This window comes from Streptomyces sp. DSM 106670 (genome assembly GCF_055792845.1).
This window is the reverse complement of record NZ_CM147704.1, coordinates 3764473-3785231: the sequence shown is the minus strand read 5'-3', so window position 1 is coordinate 3785231 and position 20759 is coordinate 3764473. Positions and strand designations below refer to the sequence as shown.

The window sequence follows — 20759 nt, the reverse complement described above, 5'->3', positions numbered from 1 at the left end:
GGCAGAACAGGTGAAGCCGCCTACGGGGGAGGGTGAACGGCAGGTGAACCGTGTCCGGCAGGCGGGTGCGCGCCCGGCCGGAGGCACGGATCAGGACGCGGACAGGACGTCCAGGAGCGCGGTCAGCTGCTGGACGTCGCGGGGCTGGGTGAGGCGTACGCGGGCGGCGTCGGGGGCCAGCCAGAGGATGCGGTCCACCTCGTCGTTGGCGGTGAACGAGCCGCCCGTCGCCTCGGCCGCCCAGTAGGCGACCTCCTTCGGCCGGCCGTCCACCGGGTAGCGGGAGGTCGGCAGCCGGTCCCCGGGGGCGCAGTGGTGGCCGGTCTCCTCCAGCACCTCCCGTACGGCGGCGGCCAGCGGGTCCTCGCCGCGCTTCAGCTTGCCCTTCGGGAAGGACCAGTCGTCGTAGCGGGGCCGGTGGACCAGACAGACCTCCACCCCGCCCGCTTCCCCGTCCCCGCCCGGGGCGCGCCGCCACAGCACGCAGCCCGCCGCCAGAACCGGGCCGGTGCCGGTGCGGTGCTTCGCGGGCCCGCCGCCCAGGGGCTTCCCGCTCATGGGGCGCTCAGGACCGTGGCGTACGGCCAGCTCTCCCGGAACACCGCCCGCGCCGCCTCCACCTCGTGGCGCTGGTCCGCGTGGAGCACGCCCAGCGCGTACGCCGTGGCCGGGGCGATCCGGGGGGTGCGGGCGGCCGCGGCCGCCGCCCCGGCCGCCTCCACGGCGTCCCGGTGCAGGTCGAGGGCGTGGACCGGGGAGGCCAGGGCCGGGTCGGCGGCGCCGAGGACGACCTCGTGGGCGTACCGGTGCAGCCGCAGCAGCAGCCGGGCCTGGTGCCACGCCGCGTCCTGCGCCTCGTTGTACGGCTCGGAGTCCTCGGGCGGGAGGGCGGCCACCGCGGCGAGGAGGCGTTGCTCGGCGCGTTCGGCGGGCTCCAGGAGGGCCTCGGCGGTCAGGCCCGCCGGGCCGGGGGCCAGCGGGACGTCGGAGGCCAGGAGCGCGACGGCGTCGGCGACCGCGTGGAAGCGGGAGGAGCCGAGCGCCTGGAGGGCCGCGGAGTGCGACCGGGTCCGGGCGAGGGTGAGGCGGCGTTCCAGCAGCGCCCCGGCCCGTGCGGCGCCGACCCCGAGGGCGGCGCGGCCCTGGGCGTCGGAGGCCGCGCCCTCCCCGGCGGCCCTGGCCCCCCGGGCGGCGGGGAGGGCCGGGCCGGAGAGCTGGTGGAGGGCCTCGACGAGCCGGGTGAGGCGGTTCGCGTAGGCGTGTTCGCGGGCGAGGATGCCGGAGAGCCAGGTCAGCTCGGTGCGGAGCTGGTCGGCCCAGAGCGGGTCGAGCGCGGCCCGGAAGGTGTGCAGGGAGCCGCTGATCCGGCGGGCCGCGCGGCGCAGGGCGCGGGTGGCGGCCGCGGCGTCCTGGCCGCCGGATTCCGCTGGGGCGCTGTGCTCGTGGTGCAGGCGCAGGCTGCGCAGGAAGTCCGCGGCCTGCGCGCGGAGGTAGGGCGCGAGGACCGCCTCCGTGGTCAGGTCCCCGTCGGGGCGGCCTTCGGCGGCGCGGGATGCGGCGGGCCCGGTTCCGGCGGGGAGGCTTTCCGGTCCCGTGGCATCGCCGGCCGGAGTGTCCGCGCTCGTGCCGGGGGACGGGGCGGGACCCGTGGTCGGCCGGGTCGTCGTCTGCTGGTCAGGGCGTCGCACGCCTGCGCCTCCGGGCGTCGATGAGCATTTCCTGGACGTGCCGCAGCGGCTGGCCGTCCGCGTCCGTGGCGTGCCGGGTCCAGTTCCCGTCGGGGCCCAGGTGCCAGGAGGAGGTGGTGTCGGCCATACCGGTCTCCAGGAGTCGGCTGAGTGCGGCGCGGTGGGCGGGGTCGGTGACCCGGACCAGGGCTTCGATCCGGCGGTCGAGGTTGCGGTGCATCATGTCGGCGCTGCCGAACCACACCTCGGGCTCGCCGCCGTTGCCGAAGGAGAAGACCCGGGAGTGTTCGAGGAAGCGGCCGAGTATGGAGCGGACCCGGATGTTCTCGGAGAGCCCGGCGACCCCGGGGCGGATCGCGCAGATCCCGCGCACCCAGATGTCGACGGGGACGCCCGCCTGGGCGGCCCGGTAGCAGGCGTCGATGATCGCTTCGTCGACCATCGAGTTGACCTTGAACCGGACGTAGGCGGGGCGGCCCGCGCGGTGGTGGGCGATCTCCTTGTTGATCCGGGCGATCAGCCCGTCGCGCAGGGACTTCGGGGCGACCAGGAGGCGGCGGTAGGTCTCGCGGCGGGAGTAGCCGGAGAGCCGGTTGAACAGGTCGGAGAGGTCCGCCCCGACCTGCGGGTCCGCCGTGAGCAGGCCGAGGTCCTCGTACAGCCGGGCCGTCTTGGGGTGGTAGTTGCCGGTGCCGACGTGGGAGTAGCGGCGCAGGGTGTCGCCCTCCTGGCGGACGACGAGGGAGAGCTTGCAGTGGGTCTTCAGCCCGACGAGGCCGTACACCACATGGCAGCCCGCCTCCTCCAGCTTGCGGGCCCACTTGATGTTGGCCTGCTCGTCGAAGCGGGCCTTGATCTCGACGAGGACGAGGACCTGCTTGCCGGACTCGGCCGCGTCGATCAGGGCGTCCACTATCGGGGAGTCGCCGGAGGTGCGGTACAGCGTCTGCTTGATGGCCAGCACGTCCGGGTCGCCCGCCGCCTGCTCCAGGAACGCCTGGACGGAGGTGGAGAACGAGTCGTACGGGTGGTGGAGCAGCACGTCGCGTTCGCGCAGGGCGGCGAAGATGTCGGGCGCGGAGGCGGACTCCACCTCGGCCAGGTCCCGGTGGGTGCCCGCGATGAACTTCGGGAACTTCAGCTCCGGCCGGTCCAGCGAGGCGATGGCGAAGAGACCGGTCAGGTCGAGCGGGCCGGGCAGCGGGTAGACCTCCGCGTCGGACACCTTCAGCTCGCGGACCAGCAGGTCCAGGACGTACGGGTCGATGGACTCCTCGACCTCCAGCCGGACCGGCGGACCGAACCGGCGGCGCATGAGCTCCTTCTCCAGCGCCTGGAGCAGGTTCTCCGCGTCGTCCTCCTCGACCTCCAGGTCCTCGTTCCTGGTGACCCGGAACATGTGGTGCGCCAGCACCTCCATGCCCGGGAACAGCTCCTCCAGGTGGGCCGCGATGACGTCCTCGATGGGCACGTACCGCTGGGGCGAGGCCTCCAGGAAGCGGGTCAGCAGCGGAGGGACCTTGACCCGGGCGAAGTGGCGGTGGCCGCTGACCGGGTTGCGGACGACGACGGCGAGGTTGAGCGAGAGCCCGGAGATGTACGGGAAGGGGTGCGCGGGGTCGACGGCCAGCGGGGTCAGGACCGGGAAGACGCGCTGCCGGAAGAAGGTGAACAGGCGGGCCTGCTCCTTCTCGGTCAGGTCCGGCCAGCGGATCAGCTGGATGCCCTCGTCGGACAGGTCCGGGGCGATGTCCTGCTGGAAGCAGGCGGCGTGCCGGGCCATGAGCTCGCGCGAGCGGGTCCAGATGAGGTCGAGGACCTCGCGGGGCTGGAGGCCGGAGGCGGAGCGGGTGGCGACGCCGGTGGCGATACGGCGCTTGAGACCGGCCACCCGGACCATGAAGAACTCGTCGAGGTTCGAGGCGAAGATGGCGAGGAAGTTGGCCCGCTCCAGGACGGGTGTGGCCGGGTCCTCGGCCAGTTCCAGCACGCGTTCGTTGAACGCGAGCCAGCTGCGTTCGCGGTCCAGGAAGCGGCCCTGGGGCAGCTCGTCGCCGTCCCGGTCGGGCTCGTAGGCGTCCGCGTCGGCGTCGAGGTCGGGATCCAGATCGGCCGCGGTGGAGAAGCCGACCCCGCGCGAGGCGGAGGTGGCGTGCGGCCGGTGCGCGGCGAGCGAGCCGACGGACGGCTGGGCGGCGGGCTGGACCGGGACCTCGGAGCTGGGCTGCTGGCTCATGGGCCCATTGTTCCGCGTGGAGGGCTCCGCGGGCGCGTCGGAGCCGGGAAAGATCGCGGAAGGCCCGGGAAACCCCGGGTCACGACGGGGGGAGCCGGCGGGGGAACCCGGGGAGCCCGGAGAGCCTGTGGAGGCGTTCCCCCGGGCTCTCCCGTTGCGGCGGGGGGCGGGCACAGCTGGCTGCATTCCGTGAGGGTCGCAAGGGCGTCTGAATGGCCGGTAACGGCGACATGACGTACAGGAAGCGGTGTGCCTGCGGGTGGGCCTCGCGGTCACTGTGCGTGGCCGTCGCGCCCGGGTCACCCTGGGGGCGCGCGTACGTGTTCGTCGTCCGGGCCCACCCCTCGTGGGGCCCGGACGACGGCTTGAGCCGGAGTCGGCCGCTCAGCCGTGCAGGCGGCGCAGGACCCGGAAGGCGGCGAACACGGCGAGGGCGGCGAGGGCGAGGAGGATGCCGGTCTCGACGAGCTGGAGGGGCCAGTAGTGGGAGGCGGGGTGGACCTCGGTGAAGTGGAGGACCCCGCCCCGGGCGCGCATACAGGCCTCGGCGCTCCCCGCCATGTCGGTGCCGAAGCAGTCCCGCCAGTACAGCTTCCGGCCCGACGCCGTGAGCATGCCGGAATCCAGATGCCAGTCGCCGTACCGGAGCGACAGAGGGCCCTCGCCCTGACGGAGGACGTGCGGCCACAGCTCGTAACGGCGCTTGCCCAGGCCGAGGCCCACCATTGCGAGGACGACGGCGGCGACGGACATGGACAGCACGGTGCGGCGGACGAGCACCGCGCACAGCGCGCCCACCGCCACCGCCAGCAGCGCGAAGCCGAGGAGGGCGGGGCCGGTGCCGGGGAAGATGCCGGGCGCGTACCAGGGGGTCAGATGGGAGTACGGGTAGCCGCGGAGCGCCCAGAGCCCCCAGCGGTAGACGGCGATCAGGACCGTCAGGCCGATGACCGCCAGCGCGGCGGGCACGGCCAGCCGGGCGGCGAGCCAGTGGGCGGGGGAGACCGACTGCGCCCAGGCCAGGCGGAAGGTGCCGCTCTCCAGTTCGCGGGCGATCAGCGGGCCCGCGACGAAGACGCCGATGAGCCCGGCCAGCAGAAGCAGCACCGTGCCGCCGTCGGACAGGAAGAGCTCGGAGGACGTACGGGCGTAGCTGGGCTGGTAGACGGGGCCGCCGCACGGGGTGATGTCGCCGTCGGCGCACAGCTCCTTCGCGGAGGCCATCCAGACGCGGAGCGCGACGACGATGCCGATGCCGAGGACCAGCAGCGCGCCCGCCGCCCAGAGGGCCTTGCGGTGCATGCGGAGCAGGACGCGGGCGGACCCGCGCAGGGTGACCGGGGCCGTGGTGACGGCGTCGGTCTTCGGGCGGGTGAGCGTGCTCATGCGGACACCGCCTCCGCACGCGTCCCGGCCGCCGACGCGCTCGGCGTCAGCAGCGGTGGGGCGTCCGGGGCGCGGAGGTGGGCGAGCAGCAGCTCCTCCAGGGAGGGCTGGGTGACGGCCCAGGCGGCGGTGTCCACGGGGCCCTCCTTTCTGACGAGCGCGGTGAGTTGACGCCCCGTCGTACGGGATTCGACGACGGTGTGCGGGGAAAGGTCCTGGGCCCGGCCGGTGAGCAGGGCGTGGGCGGAGACGATGTCCTCGGCCTCGCCGCCGAGCCGGATGCGCCCGCCGTCGACGAGCAGGAGGTAGTCGCAGGCGCCCTCCAGCTCGGTGAGGATGTGCGAGGACATCACGATGGTGGTGCCGTGCTCGGCGGTCTCGGCCATCAGGACGCCCATCAGCTCGTGCCGGGCGAGGGGGTCGAGGTCGGCCATCGGCTCGTCCAGCAGCATCAGTTCGGGCCGCTTGCCGAGCGCGAGGGCCAGCGCGAGCCGGGTGCGCTGCCCGCCGGAGAGGGTACGGACGCGGGCCCCGCGCTCCAGCGGTCCGGCGATCCGGCCGGCGGTGGCGCGGTCCCAGCGCCCGGGGTTCAGCTCGGCCCCGGCCCACAGCGTGTCGGCGACGGTGAGCTGCGGGTACAGCGGCTTGTCCTGGGAGACGAAGGCGATGCGGTCGCGTACGTCGCCGGGGGCGGTGGAGCCGAGAACGGTGAGCGACCCGGCGCTGGGCCGGTCAAGACCGGCCGCCAGGTTCAGCAGGGTCGACTTGCCCGCGCCGTTGGGCCCGACCAGGGCGCAGACGCGTCCCGCGGGCAGCCGGAACGAGCAGTCGTGCAGGGCGCGATGGCCGCCACCCCTGCGCCCGTAGGTCCTTCCGAGGCCGTGTGCCTCGATCGCGACGCCGGTCATCGTTCCTCGTCCCCCTTGTACGTGCTGTCCAGTACGGCCGTGAAGAGCGCGCTGACGTCGTCCTTCTCCAGCCCGGCCGCCCGGGCCCGGCGGGCCCAGTCGGCGAGTTCGGTGCGCAGCGGCGCGTCGGCGGCGGATGCCTCGGACGCGCCGCCCAGCGTCCGGCGGACGAAGGTGCCGAGCCCGCGGCGGGCCTCGACGAGACCTTCGCGCTCCAGCTCCCGGTACGCCTTGAGGACCGTGTTCGGGTTGATCGCGGTGGCCTCCACGACCTCGCGGGCGGTCGGCAGCCGGTCGCCCGGTTCGAGAACGCCCAGGCGCAGCGCCTGCTTCGTCTGCTGGACGATCTGGAGGTAGGTGGCGACGCCGCTGCGCCGGTCGATGCGGAACTCGACAGCTGCGGACTCGGCCGTCATGCGCTGCACCACCCTTTCACTAATTGAGTAGTGAAAGGGTGGTGCAAAAGTGGGGCGGCGTCAAGCGACGCCGCCCCACGGGGCGTTCGGGTGGTGCGATCAGGTCGGTCAGGTGTTCGGTGAGGTCGTCGCGCGCTCGGCGCGCAGCTCCTCGTTGATGCGCTGTGCCTCTTCCAGCTGGTCCTCGAGGATGACGATGCGGCAGGCATCCTCGATCTTCGTGCCCTGGTCGACCAGTTCTCGGGCGCGGGCGGCGATGCGCAGCTGGTAGCGGGAGTAACGGCGGTGGCCTCCGTCGGAGCGCAGCGGGGTGATCAGGCGGTTCTCGCCGAGCGCGCGGAGGAAGGCGGGGGAGGTGCCGAGCATCTCGGCCGCCCGGCCCATGGTGTAGGCGGGATAGTCGTCATCGTCGAGCTTGTTGGTGGGGCGGGTACTGCTAGGGGGCATAGCACCTCTTCTTTCGGGGACACGTCGGGGGGCCCGAGCGCCTTGCGGCGCCCGGGCCCCGAGCTTTCAACACCATCTGCCGGCCGACTGTGCCGGCTCATCTGTTCCGCCGGTCCGCCCGGTAGGGCGGGGAAGCGGGGATCGTGGATGCTTGACCGGGGACCACCTTCCGTTCCGGGGCCTGCGGTACCCGAGCGGATACTTCCTCGCTCAGGCGATCCTGATGGCGTCTGCTCCTTACCTCGTGCGGTTCAGTGTTTCGGTACTGCGGGTACTGCGGTGTTGCACGCGGCCCCTGGGGCCGCCCGGCCCGGCAGTCAGTGGGGGAACCCACCGTTTCCGGCTCCCTCGCTCCACTGCCGTTCCGCTCACTGCTCTGTACTGCTCTGACCTGCATGCGCGGCAGTTCGTGTCTGCCGTGCCCTCTTGTCTTCCGGCTACGAGGAAAACGCTAACCCCACCGGGCACCGGATGTCTACCGTCGCCACGATAGATTTTCTCTGTAGCCGGGTGCGGTACTTCTGCGGTGCCCGAACTCCGGAAGCTGTAGCGACCGGCGGACAGCCGGTCGAACCGCGGACGCCCGGCGGTCTCAGGACTCGGTGCGGTACATCAGATCCACCTCGTGCGTGGTGAAGCCGATCCGCTCGTACACCGTCACGGCCGCCGTGTTGTCCGCGTCCACGTAGAGCATCGCGGTGGGCAGCGCCTGGGCCGCCAGATGGTGCAGGCCGATCGAGGTCAGCGCCTTGCCGAGGCCGCCGCCCTGGGACTCGGGCAGCACCCCGACGACGTACACCTCACCGAGCTGCTCCTCGGCGTGCACCTTCGTCCAGTGGAAGCCGACGATCTCCCCGTCCTGCTCGGCCAGGAAGAAGCCCTTCGGGTCGAACCAGGGCTCCGCCTTGCGGTCGTCCAGGTCCTGCTGGGTCAGCGACCCCTGCTCGGGGTGGTGAGCGAAGGCGGCGCGGTTCACGGCGAGCCAGGCGGCGTCGTCACGGCCCGGCTCGAAGGTCCGTACGGTGACGCCCTCGGGCAGCACCGGCTCCGCGAGGTCGAGCGGGATCAGGCTCCGCCGCAGCTGGCGCAGCTCGCGGAAGAGGGAGAGGCCGAGGACCTGGGCCAGGTGGCGGGCCGCGGAGCTGCCGCCGTGCGCCCAGACCCGCAGCCGCTTGCCGGTCGCGGCGAGGAGGGCCGCGCCGAGTGCCCGGCCGTGCCCGCTGCCGCGCCGGTCGGGGTGGACGACCAGCTCGGCGGCCGGGGCCTCGACCGGGTCGGTGTCCTCCAACTGGGCGTAGCCGGCGAGCGTTCCGTCGACGGTGAGGAGGAAGTGCCGTACGCCGTCGCGGTGTCCGCCCCGGATCCGGAGTCTGCCCTGCTCGGACACCGCCTGCCGGCCGTCGGACCGGGCGGCGTCGGCGAGCAGGGCGAGGACGGTGTCGGCCTGCGCGGAGTCGAGTGCGTCGAGGGCCTGAATCTCGCGTCCGGGAGCGGGGAGGGGTGCGTCAGTCGTCATGCCTCCGAGCGTACGGCGAGCGGGAGGAGGGGCGGGGGCATGCGTCCCAGGTAGGCGGCACGGGTGTCTTCGACAGGCCATTTGGCCGGATGGCAACCAGTCCGTAACCCCGAACACCTGTTGCGCTACGCGCGTTGACTCTAGGCTGCGGCACGCAGCATTCCAGTCGTGGCACCACAGAACCACCGACACCGCAGAATCACCGACAGCACCGACAGCTCTGACTCACAAGGGGACCGATGTCAGCGACTCCGCAGAAGAACCGTGCGACACGGCGGGTGCTCGCCGCCGCAGCCGGTCTGGCCACCGTGGGCGCGCTCGTCGCCGCGATGCCGGCCGGCGCCCATGACCGGGGCCACGGGCACGGCCATGGGCACGGCCACAAGCCCCGTACCGTCGACGTGCAGTTGCTGTCGTTCAACGACCTGCACGGCAACCTGGAGCCGCCGGCCGGTTCCGCCGGTACGGTCAACAAGACGCACGCGGACGGCACGGTCGAGGCGATCCCGGCCGGTGGCGTCGAGTACCTGGCGACCTCGCTGCGCACCGCGCGCAAGGGCAACCCGTACTCCGTCACCGCGGCCGGCGGCGACATGGTCGGCGCGAGCCCGCTGCTGTCGGGCCTCTTCCACGACGAGCCGACGATCGAGGCGCTGAACAAGCTCGACCTGGACGTCACGGCGGTCGGCAACCACGAGTTCGACGAGGGCGCGACCGAGCTGGCCCGCCTCCAGAACGGCGGCTGTCACCCGGTCGAGGGCTGCTACGAGAAGGGCAAGAAGTTCAAGGGCGCGGACTTCCCCTACCTCGCGGCCAACGTGACCAAGGAGAAGACCGGCAAGCCGCTGCTGAAGCCGTACACGGTCTGGAAGAAGAACGGCGTCAAGATCGGCTTCATCGGGGTGACCCTGGAGGGCACGCCGGACATCGTCACCGCGAACGGCGTCAAGGGCCTCAAGTTCCACGACGAGGTCGAGACGATCAACAAGTACGCCAAGGAACTGGACCGCAAGGGCGTCAAGTCCATCGTGGCCCTGATCCACGAGGGCGGGGCCCCGGCCTCCACCTCGTACAACTACGACTGCGACAGCCCCGGCGCGGGCGACGGCATCTCCGGCCCGATCGTCGACATCGCCAAGGGCATCACGCCGAAGGTGGACGCCCTGGTCACGGGCCACACCCACCAGGCGTACGTGTGCACCGTCCCGGACCCGTCCGGCAAGCCGCGCATGGTCACCTCGGCCTCGTCGTTCGGCAAGCTGTACACGGACACCACGCTCACCTACGACCGTCGCACCAACGACATCGTCCGTACGTCGGTGAAGTCCGCGAACCACGTCGTGACCCGGGACCAGCCCAAGGCCGCCGACATGACGCGCCTGATCGACCGCTGGAACAAGCTCGCCGCCCCGATCGCCAACAAGCCGCAGGGCTGGATCAGCGCCGACATCAACGGCCGCGGCTCCACGGCCCCGGAGAAGCCGCTCGGCAACGTCATCGCCGACGCCCAGCTCGAAGGGCTCGCCCCGGCCGACAAGGGCGGCGCGGAAGTCGCGTTCATGAACCCGGGCGGCATCCGCGCGGACCTCGTCCACAAGGCGTCCGGCAGTGAGGGCGACGGGGTCGTCACGTACGGCGAGGCGTTCACCGTGCAGCCGTTCACCAACATGATGAACGTCGTCGACCTGACCGGCGCCCAGCTGGTCACCGCCCTCCAGCAGCAGGTCAGCGGCGGCAACGAGGCCAGCCCGAAGATCCTCCAGGTCTCCAAGGGCCTCACCTACACGCTCGACCTGACGAAGAGCGGCGCGGACCGCGTGGTCGCCGACACCATCGAGCTGAACGGCGAGGCGATCGACCCGGCGCGCACCTACCGGGTCGCGATGAACGAGTTCCTCGCGGGCGGCGGTGACGGCTTCGCGGCCCTCGGCGAGGGCACGAACAAGCTGGTCGGCGCGTCCGACCTGGACCTGTTCAACGCCTACCTGGCGGCCCACTCGACGGCCGCCGCCCCGCTGGACCCGCCGGCGACGGACCGGATCACGGTCATCCAGTAGCCGTCGTACGAGGTGAAGTCGGGGCGGTGGGCCTGCGGGCCCGCCGCCCCTTCTCGCATCCTGGCCATGCTTCTTACCGGCCCTTGTTGACGCTTAAAGTAGGCAGCCGTCGGCAGCCGGTCGGCGCCGACCGTCGGACGTACCGCATCCCAGTCCCGAGGAGCAGGCCGGATGAGCAAGGTCATCACCATGGGCGGCATCCGGCGAAAGCTCCCGGACCACACGTCGGACTCGGTCCAGAACCTCGTCTATCTCCTCGACGCATCGGGACTGCCCGAGGTCATCGGGTACGTGGAGCGCGAACTGCCGCCCGGCGGCATTCCCGCCTACCTCGCGGCCCGCAAGAGCGGCGCCCGTACCTTCGCCCTGTGGACCGACGCGCACCGCCGGGACCGGGTGGCGACGGTGGTGACGCTGTCGGCCACCGGCGGTGTCTCGACGTTTCAGGTGCTGGGCGTGCACGGGGAGCTCATCGGCACGATCGTGCGCGAGAAGACGTTCCGGGGGAGGGGCCTGCGCACCCGATGGACGGTGACCCCGGCCGGCGGGGCCGACGCGGTGGGGTACAAGGGCCGGATCCTGTGGTGGTTCGTGTGGTGGCTCTGCCTGCCCGTGATGGTGCTGCTCCTCATCGTCTCCATCTTCGACAGCACCCCCGGCGAGGGCGGCGCCGCGCGCGCTCCCCGGCGCATCAGGTGGCGGGCGGGCGGCGAGATGCCGCTGGAGTTCCGGTCCGGCGGCGACAAACTGCATCTGCACGCACCGGGCCTGGACTGGCGGCTCGGGGCGGCGCTGGTCTCGCTGGTGCGCAGCTTCGGCTCGCACCACTGGGACGCCCTGAAGAAGTGACGGCGCGCCGTCTCGTCGCCGCCCCCTCGCCGCCGCCTCGTTCGCGGTGAGGGTGGTGTTTCGGGGCGGCGCACAGTAGAACTGGGCCCATGTCCGACCAGCAGCCGCCACCACCCCCGCACCGGCCCCATACGCCCGGTGCACCCGGCGCACCCGGTGTGCCTTGGGGGTTCGTGCAGCCACGGGACCCGGAGATCACCCCCGGCTACCGGCGCCGGGCGACCATCCTCACCTGGGCCGCGATCGTCCAGGGGGCCCTCATGGCGGTGGCGCTCGTGGTGAGCATCGTCTTCCTCATCCGGGCGGACCAGGACACGCGCAACGCGGCGTACGGCTATCTCGCACTCGTCCTCTGGGTCGGCATCGCCGCCGGGGTCCCGGTCCTGCTGGCCCTCGCGATCCCCGGCGCACGCATGAGGCGGCGGGTGCGGGAGCAGCAGCGCTGGGCGGGGACCACGCCTTCGTAGGCGTACCGCCGTCGGGCGTGCGCCCGTCGCTCGTTAGGGTCGGGCCATGTCAGTGACCTCGGTGGCGCACTTCTACGACGAACTGGCCGACGACTACCACCTGATCTACGCGGACTGGGACGCGAGCACGCGCCGGCAGGGCGAAGCACTGGACGCCCTGATCGGCCAGGACCGCGCGGCGGTGCTCGACTGCTCCTGCGGCATCGGCACGCAGGCCGTCGGCCTGGCGTTGCACGGACACCGGGTCACCGGGACCGACCTGAGCCCGCGCGCCGCCGCCCGCGCCGCGCGTGAGGCCGCCCGCCGGAACCTGAGCCTGCGCGCGGCCGCTGCCGACATGCGCCGCCTCCCGTTCCACGACGGTCGGTTCGACGCGGTCGTCTGCGCGGACAACTCGCTGCCCCACCTGCTGACCGAGGAGGACGTGCACGCCGCTCTCGCCGAGATGCGCCGCGTCCTGCGTCCCGACGGCCTGCTGCTGGTCAGCACACGCCCCTACGACGAGCTGCTGCGCGACCGCCCGGCTTCGACGCCACCACAGGTCCACACGGACCCCGGTCGCACCGCCGACGACGATCGAATCGTCACCTTTCAGCTCTGGCACTGGCACGAGGACGGCGAGCACTACGACCTGGAGCACTTCCAACTCCTGCCGGCCGGAGGGGAATGGCGCGTCCAGGTGCGCCGTACGACGTACTGGGCGCTCGGCCGGGACCGGCTGTCCGGGCTCGCCGTCGAGGCCGGGTTCGTCGACCCCGAGTGGCGGATGCCGCAGGAGACCGGATTCTTCCAGCCGGTGCTCGTGGCTCGCGCCGGAAAGCAGGCAGCATGAAGATCTCCGCGGTGCTCTTCGATGTGGACGGGGTCCTGCTGGACTCGGCGGGCGCGCACCGCAGGGTCTGGGACGCGTGGTCGGCGGCGCGGGGGCTGGACCCGGAGAAGGTGTGGGAGCTGACGTTCGGGCGGCGTCCCGAGGACACGGTCAGGGACGTGGCCGCCCAGCTGGACCCGGCAGCCGAACGGCAGGTGCTCGACCGGCTGTTGGAGCGGGAGACGGGCAGCATCCAGCCGGTCGAGGGAGCGCCCGACCTCCTGGAGTCGCTGTCCGGAAGCCCGTGGGCCATCGTGACCTCCGGCAACCGGGACTTCGTGGCGGCCAGGTTCGCCGCGACGGGCCTGGCTCTCCCCGCCGTACAGGTCTACGGCAGCGACGTACAGCACGCGAAACCCGCACCGGACTGCTTCGCCCTGGCCGCGTCCCGGCTCGGTGTCGTCCCGTCGGAGTGCCTGGTCGTGGAGGACGCGCCCGCGGGCGTCCGGGCGGCGGTGGCCGCGGGCTGCTTCGCCGTCGGCCTGACGACGACACACACGGGCGACGCGCTTGCCCGGGCGCGGGCGGGGCTGTGCGTGGACTCACTGGCGGACGTACGGAGTCTGCTCGCGGGGTACGGGTTCGGGGCCGGCTCGTGAGGTGAGGTGAGGTGAGGCAGGGCGAGGTGTTGGTGCTGGCCCCACCCTTGATCGTCAGGGCAGCCGGATGGGCGGAGGGCGTCGCGTCGGGGACCGTGAGGTGATCCGAGCAAGTCGCCCACAGAGAAGGCAGGATCGTGCGCATTGTCACGGCCACCGCCGTCGCCCTGGCCGCCCTCGCCGGCGGAGTCGTTCCGGCCACGGACACCGCTACCGCAAGCCCCCACCGGCCGGCCGTCGACGGAATCTGGCGGATGGACGGTTACGGCACCGTGGTCTCCATCCGCGACGGCCGACTCCAGGAGTACCAGACCACCGCTGTCAGCTGTATCGAGGGCGACTCCGCACGTCGTACCGGCCTCGGCGCCTACACCCTGCCCGACGGCACGGTCATCACCGTGCGCGCCCAAGGAGGCCGCGACCGCGCGTCCATGCGGGCGGACGGTTCGGTCGGCGACCGGAAGCTGAGCCGGATCGCGAAGCTGCCCGACGCCTGCACGCGCCCGGCCCCCGAGGGCCCGCTCGCCGCCTTCGACGTCTTCTGGCAGTCCTTCGAGGAGAACTACCCCTTCTTCGCCGCCAAGGGCATCGACTGGCACGCCGTACGCGACCGCTACCGGCCCGAGGTCCACGCCGGGACGACCCGGGACGAACTGTTCACCGTCTTCAGCGAGATGGTCGAGCCGCTCCACGACGGCCACGTCGCCGTCCAGAACGGCGACCGCGTCTTCGCCCGGGTCCGGCCCGGCACGGCCGTGCCCACCGGCGAACTGGACACCAAGGCAAAGAAGTTCATCGTGGAGCGCGACCTCAGGAACGCCCGGAACCTCCAGGACTTCGCCGCCGGAAGGATCACGTACGCCGACCTCCCCGGCGGTCAGGGCTATCTGCGGATCTCCGGCTTCGGTGGGTATGCGGGCGAGGACACGTCGTACGCCGCCCAACTGGCCCAGCTCGACCAGGCGTTGGACACGGCCCTCGGCAAGGAGCGCCCCCGCCGCCTGAACGGCCTGATCATCGACCTGCGGATCAACGGCGGCGGCTCCGACGCCCTGGGCATCCACATCGCCGAGCGCCTCACCGACACCCCGTACGTCGCCTACGCCAAGCGGGCCCGCAACGACCCGGCCGACCCCACGAAGCACACGCGCCCCCAACCCGTGTACGTCAACCCCGCCCAGGGCCCCCGTCACACCGGCCCGGTCGCCGTGCTGACCGGCGGTTCGACGTTCAGCGCGGGCGAGACCTTCACCCAGGCCCTCATGGACCGGCCCGGCAGGACGGTCCGGATCGGGCAGCCCACCCAGGGCGTCTTCTCGGACGCCCTGGTGCGCGAACTGCCCAACGGCATGGCGGCCTTCCTGCCGAACGAGGAGTTCCTGACCCGCTCGGGCCGCACCTTCGACGGCACCGGCATTCCGCCGCACCACACCGAACCGGTCTTCACCGAGGAGGAGTTCAAGGAGAAGAAGGACTCGGCCTTCGATCGGGCCGTGAGCGTCCTGCGGTGGAGGGGCTACGGCGGTGGGAAGGGCTGATGCGGCGCGCGCTCCGCCCGCCCGTCAGGTCGGGAACTCCCCGCACCACTCCCGGCTGATCAGGTGCTTCGGCAGGCGCGGCAGTGCCGTGTCCACCGGGAAGTCGCCGTCGTGGGCGAGGCAGGCCAGGGCGAGCGGGCCGAGGGCCACGTGGCTGCGGGGGTCCGGCGAGCCGGTCCAGTAGTGGTCGTGGTGGGCCACGGCCTCGGTGAGGGTCTGGGCGAACGCCTCGTGGTTACCGGTGATGAGACGGTGGAAGAGGGCGGCCGGCTGGTAGTCGATCTGGTTCAGCAGCGCCGGGTCGGTGCCGGTCGCGACCTTGGGGTCGGAGGTCTCCATCGTCGCGATGAGCTTCTGGGCGATGTCGTCCAGGGACGCGCCGCGCCAGTAGGTCTGGAGCGTGTCGATCCAGTGGAACAGATAGGCGTCCTGCGACGGATCGGCGCGGTGCAGGTCCTCCAGCGGGACCCGCGCGAGCCGGGACAGGCGGTCCCGCTCGCGGCAGACGAGGGCGAACCAGAAGGCGTCCAGCCAGGCGCGGCCGTTCGCCTGCGGGGACGGGCCGGTGGCGGGCAGGGTGACCGTGCGGTCGCCGATGCGGTACTCCGCCGTGCCCTCGTCCGACAGCGTGGTGGCGAACAGGGCGTCGCCCAGCTGCATCGCGGTGACCCAGGCCTCCCAGGTCTCCAGTTTCCCGCTGTCCGGGTCCTCGGCGCAGCGGGCGAGCGCGTGCGCCGTCGCCGCCCGGAAGGCCTCGGGGAGTGCGGCCGGGTCCTGGGGGAGGCTGGATGTCAACGTGGCTGCGGACGCCTCCAGTTGGGTGATGTCGGGGGCGGTGCTCGCGGTGGTGTCCGGGGCGGTGTCCGAGGCGGTGGGTTGCTCCTGCTCGGGCCGGCCCTTCGCGTGCAGGCTCCGCATCAGGTCCATCAGCTCCGGCGGCGGCACGACCTGCATCGCGCGGGTCTGCTCGTCGAAGGCGGTGAGGCAGACCAGGTTGTCCCGATTCCACCAGTACAGCAGCGGGTTGATCGGGCCGGGCCCGTCCTCGTACGCGCCCATCGCGTACATCCCCAGGTCGTTGACCGCGTCCACCACCGTGGCGTCGACGATCGGGTGGAACGCCAGCAGATGCCGGGTCGGTACGACGACGAGCGCCCCGGCCTCCGGCAGGTCGTGGCCCGTCAGGGTGCGGGCCAGGTCGCCCAGGACGAGTGCCTTGCTCGCCACGAAGTGGGAGTCGCCGTACACCGAGTGCAGGAGCGCGCCCGACAGCGTACGGATCTCCTCGTGCTCCACCGGCTCGGCCAGCAGGTTCGCCCGGCCCGCCGCCTTCAGCGCGTCGAGGCCCACGCGTTCGACGTCCGCGTCGGTCAGCATCCGTACGGAGTCGGGGGCGTCCAGGGCGAGCGCCGTCACCAGGCCGTCGGCGGCCGGCCAGGCATAGCGGTGGCCGGCCCCGTCGCCGGCCGGCAGCGCTTCGGTGGGCAGCAGGCGCAGGACGGTCCGGCGCAGCAGTTCCTCCGCGCTCTCGCCGCCCTGCGCCACGGCGTCGAGGGTGGTGAAGTGCTGGGCTATCAGAGCGGGCCAGTCCTCCGGGGCCGCCGCCCCGCAGCGTTGCGCCAGCACGGTGAGGTCGTGCGTGGAGCGTTCGCGTACGGCCGTCGCTCCGTCCACCTGGGGGCGGGCTCCGTCCCGTGCGCTCAGGTCGTCGGCCACCAGACGGCGCAGGCGGTCGGCCCGGCCGGCGGTCAGCGCGGGCAGATGGGCGTCGGCCGCGGTGCCGCTGGTGTCGTCGCTGCTACTGGTGTTGCTGCTGTTGTTGTCCTGGGTCACCCCGGAAACCCTACTGAGGGGCTCCCTCTCCCGGAGCGGGCGGCCGCCCGCTCCGGGAGAAGGGTGCGCGGTCTAGCCGGCCGCGGTCACTTCTTGACCGGGCACACCGCGCCCGCCGCCATGTTGTACGTCGGTGCGGACTTCGTCACCCCGCGGCCGGTGCCGAGCTGGATGAGGATCTCGTCGGAGAGCAGGTCCTCCTTGCCCTTCAGGGCGTCCGCGACCTTCGTGTCCTTGGGGAACACCAGCTCCGCCGCCACGTTGTCCTGCACGATCCGGGCGAGGTTGTCGAGGGCGGTGAACACCGGGTCGACCGGGTTCTCCAGGCCGGGCAGGTCGATCAGGTGCGTGGCGACCTTCGCCGGGTTCATGCAGTCCTTGATGATGATCGTGTTCTGGTTCAGCACGCTCGTCGTCCACTGCGAGATCACCACGCAGTACAGGTCGGCCCAGCCGGTCTCGCCGACCTTCGTGCGCCAGGCCTTCATCTGGTCCTGCACGCCCTTGATCTGGGCCTGCGCCGCGTGCTCCATGTTGGTGCGGATGTCGGGGTAGACGTTGCCGGAGAAGTCCTCGAAGGACTTCATGTCGAACGACTGCGTCGTCACCGAGGTATCGATGAACCGGAGCGCGGCGTCCAGGATGTTGCCGCACGACGTCGTCAGCGCGGCCGGAAGCCCGGCGTCGGGAAGGTTCCGGCGGGCGGTCGTGAGCGTGGCGGCGTACGCCTGGAGGGGCGGGATCCACGCGGTGGAGGTGTCGTCGTCGAACGCCACCATCAGCAGGTCGTGCGGGTCGATGCGGTCGGCGTTCGGGAGGTTGGGGATGTGGTCCGCCAGGTAGGAGGCGATCACCGAGAAGATCCCCAGCGGTACGTGGGCGATGGACTTCGCCAGCTCGAACGTCTCCGAGACGGGGTTGGCGCTCTCCTGGCCGTTCTCCGTCACCAGGGTGAACCGGCCGCCCTTGGCGTCGTTCTGCACGACGATCACCGGCGAGAGGTGCTTGATCAGTTCTGCTTTGAGTACGGCGTAGTTGGTGCGCATGCCGGCGTTGACGGCGCGGAGCGAGTCCTTCGCCTGCTGCGGCGAGACCTTCGCCGCGCCCGCCGTGCCGTCGGCGGTCGCCGCCGCTGCCTGCGGGGTCGCCGCGTAGCCCAGGAGGGCCGCGGTGCCGATGCCGGAAGCGCCGGTTATGAAACCTCTGCGGGTAGCCATCTTCGTCTTCTCCGTTGGGGATGGTGGTGCGATCTCTGGCGGAGTGGGGGGAGTGGGTGGGGCTGGTGGGCTGGGGGGAAAGTGCTCATGGGGTTCACTTCCGTTGGGGGAGTGGGGGGGGCTGTGGGGGTACGGGGGTGGTGGCGCAGGGTGCTGTTGAGCGCGCTTCCTGCGGCCACCACCGGAGGGGCGGGCGTGCCTGAAGTGGTCTGCTACTTCAGGGACTTCTGCGTCGGGACCACGACCCCGTAGAGGTCCTGGACCGTGGCGAGCGCCGAGGCGTGCAGCTGCTCGGAAGGGATGCCGTTCGGGTTGCCGTTCAGCGGCAGCGGACGGGTCGCGGAGGCGTCGGCGACGACGGTCGGGTGGTTGCCGTTGAGGAACGCGCCCTGCGTGGTGAACAGCGTGCACATGTTGGTCATGAACCCGGCGATGATGACGTTCTCGCGCCCGGCCTTCTTCACCTCCTCGGCGAGGTTCGTGTCGTGGAAGCCGTTCGGAACGCTCTTCTCGACGACCGGTTCGCCCTTGGCCGGCTTCAGCGCCGGGATGATCTGTCCGGCCTCCGACGAGAGGTCGTAGCCCTTGTCGACGATGTGGATGACCGGCGTCTTCGCCGCGCGGGCGCGCTTGAGGAGGGCCGCGGTGTTCTCCACGGCGGGCTTCCAGCCGTCCAGTTCCATCACGCCTTCGGTGTAGGTGTTCTGGTAGTCGACGAGGATCAGCGTCGCGTCGGCGAGCGTGGCGGGGGTCTCGTCGAGCTTGTTGAGCTCCCGCAGGGTCGTCGTGTCCTCGGCGACGTTCCGCGCGGTGTTCTTCGCGGGCGGGCTCGACGAGGCCGGCGCGCTCGGCGCGTCGTCCTTGCCGGTCGCGGCCTCGGAACTCCCGCCGCACGCGGTGGCGGTGGTGGCGAGGACGGCGGCGACGCCGATCGCGGTGGCGGTACGGAGCAGCTTCATCGGGCGATCTCCTTGTGGGATGCGACGACGACCCCGTACAGGTCGCCGATGGTGGCCAGGGCGCTGTAGTGCACCTGGCAGGCGTCGAGGTCGGTCCCGGCGACCGGCAGTGACCGGGTCGCGCAGGCGTCGGCGACGACGGTGGGCCGGTTGCCGCGCAGGAACGCGCCCTGCGCGGTGAACGCCACGCACATGTGGGTCATCCAGCCCGCGATGATCACGTCCTGGCCCTCGGGAACGTGCTCGCCGAGGTCCGTGCCGTGGAAGGCGTTCGGGACCTGCTTGACCACGACGGTCTCTCCGTCGGCCGGGGCGACGGCCGGGTGGATCCGTCCGATCTCGGCGCGGATGTCGTACGGAGTTCCCTCGCCGCCGTCGTTGATGACGTGGACGACCTTCGTCCCCGCCTCGCGGGCCCGCTCCAGCAGCTGCGCGGCGGCGTCCAACGAGGCCTGCCAGCCGTCGAGTTCCATCACGCCCCTGGTGTAGGTGTTCTGGAGGTCGATCAGGATCAGCGTCGAGCCGGTCAGCGTGGCCGGGGCCGCGTCGAAGCCGTTGAGTTCGCGCAGGGTGGTTCGGGACATGGGTGTACCGCCTCGGGGGGTCGTGCGTCGGGGTGAGGGTGAGCTCGGCTGGGGTGGCGAGCTGTCTTAGACGCTAGGGCCCGGTGCTGATGTCCACAATGACGTCTAACATGCAGATACCGACATGCGTGCGGGCTGTCGGTGTCACGTCAGGAGGCTCGTCCATGGACACCGACGGACGAACGGGCCCGGTCGCGCGGCTCGTCGTCATCGTTCTCTTCGAGGGCGTCGACCTGCTCGACGTCACCGGACCGCCGGAGGTGTTCTCGCTCGCCCGGCGCGAGACCGACGACGCGGCCGGGTACGAAGTCGTGCTGGCCGCCGCCTCCTTGGAGCCCGTCACCACCGGCGCCGGGGTCCGCATCCTCCCCGACCTCACCTTCGGGCAGGCCGCCGGGCGGAGCATCGACACCCTCATCGTGCCCGGCTCGGTGGAGGTCGACAGCGAGCGGCGGGTGCACGCGCTCGTCGACCCCGAGCTGGTGGAACGGGTGAAGGAACTCGCCGCACGGACCCGGCGGGTCACCTCCGTGTGCGTCGGGGCGCATCTGCTGGCCGCCGCCGGACTGCTCGACGGGAAGCGCGCCACCACCCACTGGTCGACCGCGCGGCAACTCGCCGCCGATCACCCGGAGATCGAGGTCGACGCCGACCCGATCTTCATCCGCGAGGGCGACGTCTGGACCGGGGCCGGGATCAGCGCCTGCCTCGACCTGTCGCTGGCCCTGATCGCCGACGACCTCGGCGAGGCGATCGCGCTGCGCGTCGCCCGGCAGCTCGTGATGTATCTCAAGCGGCAGAGCGGGCAGAGCCAGTTCAGCGTTCCGCTGGAGCAGATCTCCACGACGCGGCGCATCGAGGACCTCCGCCACCACATCCTGCGCAACATCGGCCTTCAGCTCACCGTCGTGGACCTGGCCGCGTACGCCCATGTCAGCGACCGCCACCTGACCCGGATCTTCAAGACCGAGCTGGGCATGACCCCGCACGCCTACATCGAGTCCGTACGGGTCGAGAAGGCCCGCAACGAGCTGGAGTCCTCCGACGCCACCCTCGAACGCATCGCGTCCGTCTGCGGGTTCGGCACGACGGACACCCTGGTACGGGCGTTCCGGCGGCGGCTGAACACGACGCCCACGGAGTACCGGCGACGGTTCCGGTCCCCTGCGGCCATCTGAGCGGTGAGGG

At 71.9% G+C, this 20759-nt stretch carries 19 protein-coding genes; 7 read left to right on the top strand and 12 right to left on the bottom strand.

Features of this window, described 5'->3' with window-relative positions; genetic code table 11:
- Positions 1-90: 90 nt before the first annotated feature.
- From ACSMXR_RS16790 to mshD, 8 genes are all read right to left on the bottom strand, one after another.
- Complete coding sequence (locus ACSMXR_RS16790) at positions 91-558, bottom strand: NUDIX hydrolase (RefSeq protein ID WP_473172233.1); 468 nt, start codon at positions 556-558, stop codon at positions 91-93.
- Positions 555-1688 (bottom strand): CHAD domain-containing protein, encoded by a 1134-nt coding sequence (locus tag ACSMXR_RS16785; protein ID WP_473172232.1) that lies wholly within the window; start codon positions 1686-1688, stop codon positions 555-557. The genes ACSMXR_RS16790 and ACSMXR_RS16785 overlap by 4 nt, the downstream gene beginning before the upstream one ends.
- Positions 1675-3924, bottom strand: coding sequence for an RNA degradosome polyphosphate kinase (locus tag ACSMXR_RS16780; protein WP_030088778.1), 2250 nt, complete (start codon positions 3922-3924; stop codon positions 1675-1677). The genes ACSMXR_RS16785 and ACSMXR_RS16780 overlap by 14 nt, the downstream gene beginning before the upstream one ends.
- Positions 3925-4308: 384 nt before the next feature.
- Entirely contained in the window at positions 4309-5310 is a 1002-nt protein-coding gene (locus ACSMXR_RS16775; RefSeq protein ID WP_473172231.1) for an ABC transporter permease, read from the bottom strand.
- Complete coding sequence (locus tag ACSMXR_RS16770) at positions 5307-6218, bottom strand: ABC transporter ATP-binding protein (protein WP_473172230.1); 912 nt, start codon at positions 6216-6218, stop codon at positions 5307-5309. Before ACSMXR_RS16770 ends, ACSMXR_RS16775 begins: the two co-directional genes overlap by 4 nt.
- Positions 6215-6634: a GntR family transcriptional regulator gene (locus ACSMXR_RS16765; RefSeq protein WP_137235560.1), complete on the bottom strand. Its 420-nt coding sequence runs from the start codon at positions 6632-6634 to the stop codon at positions 6215-6217. Before ACSMXR_RS16765 ends, ACSMXR_RS16770 begins: the two co-directional genes overlap by 4 nt.
- Before the next feature lie 108 nt (positions 6635-6742).
- The gene (locus ACSMXR_RS16760; RefSeq protein ID WP_137235561.1) at positions 6743-7081 is read right to left on the bottom strand and encodes a MerR family transcriptional regulator; all 339 of its coding nucleotides are present in this window, start codon (positions 7079-7081) and stop codon (positions 6743-6745) included.
- A 592-nt stretch (positions 7082-7673) separates the two neighbouring features.
- Entirely contained in the window at positions 7674-8597 is a 924-nt protein-coding gene (mshD, locus tag ACSMXR_RS16755; protein WP_376184267.1) for a mycothiol synthase, read from the bottom strand.
- Between the two features lie 239 nt (positions 8598-8836).
- Between mshD and ACSMXR_RS16750 the strand changes: the two genes are divergently transcribed.
- From ACSMXR_RS16750 to ACSMXR_RS16725, 6 genes are all read left to right on the top strand, one after another.
- Complete coding sequence (locus ACSMXR_RS16750) at positions 8837-10654, top strand: bifunctional metallophosphatase/5'-nucleotidase (RefSeq protein ID WP_137235563.1); 1818 nt, start codon at positions 8837-8839, stop codon at positions 10652-10654.
- 171 nt (positions 10655-10825) lie between these two features.
- Positions 10826-11503 (top strand): hypothetical protein, encoded by a 678-nt coding sequence (locus tag ACSMXR_RS16745; protein ID WP_170994738.1) that lies wholly within the window; start codon positions 10826-10828, stop codon positions 11501-11503.
- Positions 11504-11676: 173 nt separating this feature from the next.
- Entirely contained in the window at positions 11677-11970 is a 294-nt protein-coding gene (locus ACSMXR_RS16740; RefSeq protein ID WP_381797298.1) for a hypothetical protein, read from the top strand.
- 46 nt (positions 11971-12016) lie between these two features.
- Complete coding sequence (locus tag ACSMXR_RS16735; protein WP_473172229.1) at positions 12017-12802, top strand: class I SAM-dependent methyltransferase; 786 nt, start codon at positions 12017-12019, stop codon at positions 12800-12802.
- Positions 12799-13440, top strand: a complete 642-nt coding sequence (locus ACSMXR_RS16730) for an HAD family hydrolase (RefSeq protein WP_473172228.1) — start codon at positions 12799-12801, stop codon at positions 13438-13440. Before ACSMXR_RS16735 ends, ACSMXR_RS16730 begins: the two co-directional genes overlap by 4 nt.
- 137 nt (positions 13441-13577) lie before the next feature.
- Entirely contained in the window at positions 13578-14978 is a 1401-nt protein-coding gene (locus ACSMXR_RS16725) for a S41 family peptidase (protein ID WP_473172227.1), read from the top strand.
- A gap of 24 nt (positions 14979-15002) precedes the next feature.
- Here the strand turns inward: ACSMXR_RS16725 and ACSMXR_RS16720 are convergent, their stop codons facing one another.
- The 4 genes from ACSMXR_RS16720 to ACSMXR_RS16705 all read right to left on the bottom strand — a co-directional run bounded on the left by ACSMXR_RS16720 (position 15003) and on the right by ACSMXR_RS16705 (position 19571).
- Positions 15003-16811 carry an immunity 49 family protein gene (locus tag ACSMXR_RS16720; protein ID WP_473172226.1) on the bottom strand — a complete coding sequence of 603 codons (1809 nt, stop codon included), beginning with the start codon at positions 16809-16811 and terminating at the stop codon, positions 15003-15005.
- Between the two features lie 86 nt (positions 16812-16897).
- Positions 16898-18028 (bottom strand): hypothetical protein, encoded by a 1131-nt coding sequence (locus tag ACSMXR_RS16715; RefSeq protein WP_473172225.1) that lies wholly within the window; start codon positions 18026-18028, stop codon positions 16898-16900.
- A 212-nt stretch (positions 18029-18240) separates the two neighbouring features.
- Entirely contained in the window at positions 18241-18987 is a 747-nt protein-coding gene (locus ACSMXR_RS16710; RefSeq protein ID WP_381911515.1) for an isochorismatase family protein, read from the bottom strand.
- Positions 18984-19571 (bottom strand): cysteine hydrolase family protein, encoded by a 588-nt coding sequence (locus ACSMXR_RS16705; RefSeq protein ID WP_473172224.1) that lies wholly within the window; start codon positions 19569-19571, stop codon positions 18984-18986. Before ACSMXR_RS16705 ends, ACSMXR_RS16710 begins: the two co-directional genes overlap by 4 nt.
- 164 nt (positions 19572-19735) lie before the next feature.
- Between ACSMXR_RS16705 and ACSMXR_RS16700 the strand changes: the two genes are divergently transcribed.
- Complete coding sequence (locus tag ACSMXR_RS16700) at positions 19736-20749, top strand: GlxA family transcriptional regulator (protein ID WP_376184254.1); 1014 nt, start codon at positions 19736-19738, stop codon at positions 20747-20749.
- Positions 20750-20759: the final 10 nt, after the last annotated feature.